Annotated in this window: 5 protein-coding genes; all 5 read right to left on the reverse strand. The window is 39.8% G+C overall.

Features of this window, described 5'->3' with window-relative positions; genetic code table 11:
* Positions 1 to 219 precede the first annotated feature (219 nt).
* Positions 220 to 1419: a FecR family protein gene (locus tag VGE44_RS11110; protein ID WP_331078969.1), complete on the reverse strand. Its 1200-nt coding sequence runs from the start codon at positions 1417 to 1419 to the stop codon at positions 220 to 222.
* A gap of 92 nt (positions 1420 to 1511) precedes the next feature.
* On the reverse strand, positions 1512 to 2099 hold the full coding sequence (locus tag VGE44_RS11115; protein ID WP_331078971.1) for a sigma-70 family RNA polymerase sigma factor: 588 nt from the start codon (positions 2097 to 2099) through the stop codon (positions 1512 to 1514).
* Between the two features lie 367 nt (positions 2100 to 2466).
* Entirely contained in the window at positions 2467 to 4062 is a 1596-nt protein-coding gene (locus tag VGE44_RS11120) for a N,N-dimethylformamidase beta subunit family domain-containing protein (RefSeq protein WP_331078974.1), read from the reverse strand.
* Positions 4063 to 4138: 76 nt separating this feature from the next.
* Positions 4139 to 5677: a N,N-dimethylformamidase beta subunit family domain-containing protein gene (locus VGE44_RS11125; RefSeq protein WP_331078976.1), complete on the reverse strand. Its 1539-nt coding sequence runs from the start codon at positions 5675 to 5677 to the stop codon at positions 4139 to 4141.
* Between the two features lie 184 nt (positions 5678 to 5861).
* On the reverse strand, positions 5862 to 6164 hold a 303-nt coding region (locus VGE44_RS11130; RefSeq protein ID WP_331078978.1), incomplete at its 5' end, for a hypothetical protein.

Genomic DNA, 6164 nt, shown 5'->3' on the forward strand with positions numbered 1-6164 from the left:
TTTGGGAACCCGATACTTTAGCCGGGATAGTGGGCAAACACTTCCCGGTTTTTATTTATACAGGTTTAAAAGCCATTCTGTCTTTAAAACCTATATTAACATGTACCATTATTGGAATTTTTGAGTTCCCTTTGACTTAAAGTTTTGGAATTTTTTCTTTCATAGTTTTATGTTTAGTTGAGTAATTGATTGTTGGTTATAGTTATCTGGATTTCTTAGTTAATTCATTACAATAATATTTCCCCCTTCGATCCTAAATTTGACACCGGTATAGTTAAGCATATTTAAAAATTCAGAAGCCTTAACATTACGGGAAATTTTACCCGTAAAATACCTCTCAGGAATCTTGCCTTCAAAGCTTATATTTAAATTATACCATAAGGCTGCCTGCCGCATAATCTCCTCGATACTCGCATCTTTAAATTGAAACAATCCGTCTTTCCAGGCAGTTTCTAAATCTGCATCTACATCATTGATTACTTTCATCCCATTTTCGCCATTTAATACAGCCTGATCACCCGGTTTTAATACATTAGTTAAATTTCCGCTCGTTATTTTTACCGCTCCTTCTACTAATGTGGTTTTCATAGCTTTCTCGTCATCATAGGCTCTGACATTAAAATGAGTTCCTAATACTTCAATTTGGGCATGAGCTGATTTTACTTTAAAAGGCATAGCAGCATTTTTTGCTACTTCAAAATAAGCTTCGCCCTTAAGTTCAACCTCCCGGATTTTACCTTTAAACACACTAGGGAACTTTATTGAAGAGGCGGCATTTAACCACACTTTACTGCCATCAGGAAGTACAACCTGGTATTGTCCACCTCGAGGGGTTGATAGGGTGTTAAACCCAGGCTTTTGAGTATTGCTTTCAACTACATGGTAAACCAGTTGTCCATCTTTAGTTTTATTAACTTCAAAATTTGCCATTTTTACGATAATACCATTCTGTGCACTATCAAGAATAATGACTCTACCATTTGAAAGTGTCAATGTTGCCCTGTTACCACCTGGAGGAGCATCATGAAACACATTTGAAACTATTTTGGCTTTAGGTTCAGGGACTGGCCTTAGCCAAAAATAAGTTCCAACACTAATAAAAATCAGAATTGCTGCCGCTAAAGATCTACTAAATATTGACGGCCATCCCATGCCATTATTAACAAAAGCTTCTTCTTCTAAACTATTTACTGCAGCCCCTGCTGGCAAAATTCTGTTTAGTATCTCCAAACTTTTATCAGAATTAAATAAAGATTCTTCTATTTGCAGACCATCCCATGCCTCGCGTATAACTGCTGCCAGTTCATCATCCGAAGTTATATCCAATAGCTGAAGCAATTCCTCTATTTCCTGTTTAGTAGCAGTTTTATTATAATAACTGTTAAAAAGATAGGACAGCCTGGTATTAGATGAATGCATAATTCTTATTTAAGAATAGTAGATAATATGATCGTTTAGAACGACCTCATACATAAGACACATAACAGATGAGAAAAGGGGGTAGTGATAACTTAAAAAAAAGTTAAAACGATCAGTAAAATTATAGCCGCTTCAGAGTTGGTCTTCACATATGCGGTAATAGAGGCAGTAGCTATCTGTAAATATTTTTTTACAGTTTCACAAGAAAGATTGAGCCTATTGGCTATTTCGGTATATCTGAGTCTCTCATGCCGGCTAAGCAAATATACCTTTTGTTGTTGCGGCGGTAATTGATCAATAGCTTCATCAAGCAGGCAGTAATATATATTTAAACTGTCACTTTCAGATGTCAATATTTTGACGGAACTATCTTCCCATTCCTTCTTATTTATCTGCTCTCTTGATAGTTTTCTTAAGCAGTTCAGGGTGTGATTTTTAGATATGACAAACAAGTATGCTTTAAAATTACGTACCCTGACCAATGTCTCACGACTCATCCATATTTTAAGAAATACATCTTGTACAATCTCTTCAGCTATGTCAACTGAATTGGTAATACGAAAGATGTGTATTCCTAATTGCTGATGATACTTTAAAAATAACTGCCGGAATGCATCTTCTTCACCTGCTGACACTTTTATCAGTAGCTTTTTTTCAGAATAAGGAGATAAATCAGGCATGAGAATATTATTTCAGCTGAAAATTAATTAAAAAATAATACATAAATGCAAATAGATTAGGGATAATTTTAATCTGGCACATCTATAAAAACTGATCGTTTGTCGAATACATTTTTTAGATTAACAGATTTAGCTGAAGTCGGTAGTGCTGAGGTATCTCTTATGATTGGAACTATTTATCATAACCCCTCAAATTGAACAAACTAAAGTCTTTTTTAGCCAAAAAATATTTATTTGTCTTTTAAAGACAAAAATTATCGAGTTTATTTGTATAAGTATTATAAATGAAATCGATAACTATTCTAGAAAATCACTTCTCTTACTTTAGTCCAACTTCTATAAAATCAAAAAAGGTGCGAAATTATAGTTAAACCCCGCATCGCTTCAAAAAATTGGCAGTAATTTTCTGCACCCGCTCGTCAGCACCATGCGGACGCCCAAAGTGGGAATTTGGAGTAATTACTCCGGGAGGGACAGCAAGTCCAAATGACCAATAGATCGTTGCTGCGTTAAAAACCCAGTTACCTTTTGGTCCGGGATATACAGTTGCAGTATAATGTGATTTCTGTTCTGCCCCATTCGTTGTAGTCCCTTCAGCAACAACCTCTAAACCAGGGATTTTCGCCGGATCGCCATGATGCTCCCAACCCACAAGCCCGGGTATCCTATCCCCCTTGCGCATCCCTGTACCCTCAAATATCCAATGATCAGGCTTTGTTATAATCCAATCAGCAGAACCATTGAATGGATAAACCGTCCTCGCACCGATCAGGGTATTTTCATTCGGCCAGTCATCCTTGGCAAAAGGACCCATAATTCCAAGTTTCTTCTCGGCTTCAGAAAAACCACCGAAACGCCCGATTCGTTGAATTGTACGGTAAGGAGCTCCGGATGCATCAGGTTTTAACGGTAAACGTCCAACACCTGCCTTACTCAAGCCCGAAGCCGGATCGAGATTTGCGGTATCGACATCAACTTCAGGTTTAAGATCGATAACCCACATCAATGCATTTCCTGATAAAAATGCAGCATTAAGTCCCCGATCAACCGCCTTTTTAACATTTTCAAACATTTGAAGGGTCCAGTATTCATCATGTCCCACAGAAAGGAAGCACTTCACACGGTCAAGCCCTGAGGGATCTGTATGCGTGTCAATATTGGAGCAATAGGTAACGTCATAGCCCTGCTGTTCGAGCCAGAAACATAATGAATATTCCCATAGCAAAAACTCTCCTGATCCCTGAGACAAGGGCTGGTCTACTACCTGCGGATATTTTGCATAAGGTCGGTTATAACTTACCCATGTTCTGCCGCTAAGAGATTGCTGAGGCGGGTCACTATCGTAGAGTGAAAAGGTATCAGGCCATTTATTGTAAGCCTGCCATGTATTATCACTGGTTTGAAACATCAGATCCGCCTTTCGGTCATCACGTACTATGAAAATGATATAACTCTCATAGCGATGGGTAGAGCATGATAATTTTCCAAGATATACACCGCTGAGCCAGTCCTGGGGGATCTTGAGGGATGTTGCAATTTCCCATTCACATTGTCTTAAACGATTTTCGGCAATTGGTGGTACAAGCTGCGGGCTAACAGGAAAAGGTCCCAATCTTTTCACAAAACGGCCACCTTTACCACCATAATAGCCCATTCTGTAGATATCAATACTTATATCTGTTTGAGAAGCCGCATTTAAAAATATATCAAGAGTCTCTCCTGAGCGAACACTTGTTTTCGAGCAGTAACCCTCAATAAGTTTAGAGCGAAATTGTTCTGATTTAATAAAAGTAAGTTGCCAGTCTGTGGTACCCGGTTTTTTATTCTCTTCTACGATCAGGTTGCTTTTTTGCTGCTCAGCATTAGAAAAACCAGAGAGTGGCAGGAGTGCAGCCGCCAATCCTGCATGTGCGGCCCCTTTTAGAACATCCCGGCGACTTATTTTATTCTTTGACTTCTTCATTCTATCTATAATGCAAGATCCTAATTGAAAAACACATATTGGTACTCCATTTCAAATTAATTCATGTTTGCACAATTCAGGAAGCCCCTGATTTACGCAGTAAATTATGCATAATTTGCTGCACCCGCTTATCCGGGCCATGCGGACGGCTCCAGTGCGACCATGGCAAAGTATGCCCCGGTGGCATGCCCAGAGCCTGTGCCCAGAAAATTGTGGAGGCACTAAACACAATATTTCCCTTTGGAGCAGTATAAATAGTTGATGCCCATCGCTGAGGTTTAACACCGCCACTCCATGCAGTACCTTCAGCGACTATCTCAAGTCCCGGAATTGGAGCGGGTTCTCCCATATATTCCCAGCCAATCAGTCCGGGAATACGATCACCCTTTTTAATTCCTGTATCCTTAAACATCCAGTGCTCAGGTTTGGTGATGATCCAGTCCCCACCACCTGTGATTGGATCTATATTTCGAACCCCCATTAAGAAGCCTTCATCAGGGCCTCGCTCAGGAAATGGTCCGTTCAGATTTTCACGATCGACAGCATACTTGTTCTGAGCTCCGTATGGACCTCCCCTGAAAATTATCCGGTTTTCTTGTCCATTGCTATTTGCCCTGAATGGGGAAACCCAGCAAACTGAATTTCCTGATAAAAACAACAGATTAACACCTTCATCGCGCATCTTTACGACACTGTTATACTGGCGAATGTCCCAATACTCATCATGCCCCACACTGATAAAAGATTTACACTTAAGCCCGCGTTCAGGTGAGATCATGTCGCTGTTTGAACAATAGCTTACATCATAACCGTGTTCTTCAAGAAAATAGGATAAAGGCTGCTCGAGTGAAAGAAATTCACCTGAACCAAAAGAAAGTGGGTCATTTACGACACCGGTATATTGTGATTGCCGTCCATAAGGGCGATCAAAGCTGACATCAGCCCAGGGGCCTTCAACACCTTTAGGATGTGTATAAACTGAATAGTTATTTGGCCATCTGTTGTATGCCTGCCAGGTATTATCAGAACACTGAAAAAGGACATCTGCAGGACGGTCATCACGGACTATAAAAATGATATAACTTTGCCAGTAAGGAACATTCTCATCAGAGGGTAATGTCGTTAAACGACCAAGGTAAACCCCACTCAACCAATCATCCGGAATAGTAATGGAGGTACATGGCTTCCATTTACATTCATGAAGACCTTTGAGTCCGGGTTTAGGTACAGGCTGCGAATAACCATCAAATGGACCCAGTTTTTTCATCAATCGGGCACCGCATCCCCCATAATAGCCGGTACGGAATATTTCGATCTCAAATTTTACCTTCTGATCCGTTGAAACCATTATATCAAGGGACTCTCCGGCTTTAAGGCTTTGTTTGGAACAATACCCTTCAATAGAAGGGCAACGCTGAGCATCCTTGTCAGGACGAACACGGGTAAGCTGCCAATCTGTTGAACCTGGTTTTTTGTTCTCAGCCTCAATCAAACCTCTTTTTTCCTGGCTTATATTCGCGAAGCCTGCTAGTGGCAAAAGTGTTGTTACCAACCCTGCTTTTGCAGCATCCATTAGCACTTGGCGTCGTGATATAAGATTAGTATGTTTTTTCATTCTGCCATTTATTGGGATACCGTATAAATCATCTTATATAAAATTCACATCCAAACATTCTACCTTTCCCCTGATGAGCAGTTTCAAGCTATCATCAGGGGAGGCAGATTTATTTAAAGGTTAAATTATGCTAATTTTATTAATCCCATATCTCAAAACATAGAAAAGACCAAAATTCAATACCTTATACCCCTCCCTTCAGGTAGGCAATTAATTTTACCATTTCGTCTTTGCTAATACTTTGTTCAAGACCATCGGGCATCAATGAAAGTCCGGAATTACTTAGTGATGAAATATTTCTTCTGAGAATGGATTCATCTGTACCAAAAGTTGTACGAAGTGTTAAGCTATTCTCATTTTCTGAAACCAGCCAGCCGGAAAATGATCGGCCATCGTTTGTACTGATGGATATGGACTGATATGCCGGTAATACTTCATAATTTGGAACCAGGATGTGAAGTAATAAAGCATCAGCAGGCTGATTCTT

The sequence above is a fragment of the Daejeonella sp. genome, from assembly GCF_036405355.1.
Lineage (GTDB): Bacteria > Bacteroidota > Bacteroidia > Sphingobacteriales > Sphingobacteriaceae > Daejeonella.

Bases quoted from the DNA above. Each gene is read 5' to 3' on its own strand.
- VGE44_RS11115 (WP_331078971.1), bottom strand. From the start codon at position 2,099: ATGCCTGATTTATCTCCTTATTCTGAAAAAAAGCTACTGATAAAAGTG.
- VGE44_RS11110 (WP_331078969.1), bottom strand. From the start codon at position 1,419: ATGCATTCATCTAATACCAGGCTGTCCTATCTTTTTAACAGTTATTAT.
- VGE44_RS11120 (WP_331078974.1), bottom strand. From the start codon at position 4,062: ATGAAGAAGTCAAAGAATAAAATAAGTCGCCGGGATGTTCTAAAAGGG.
- VGE44_RS11125 (WP_331078976.1), bottom strand. From the start codon at position 5,677: ATGAAAAAACATACTAATCTTATATCACGACGCCAAGTGCTAATGGAT.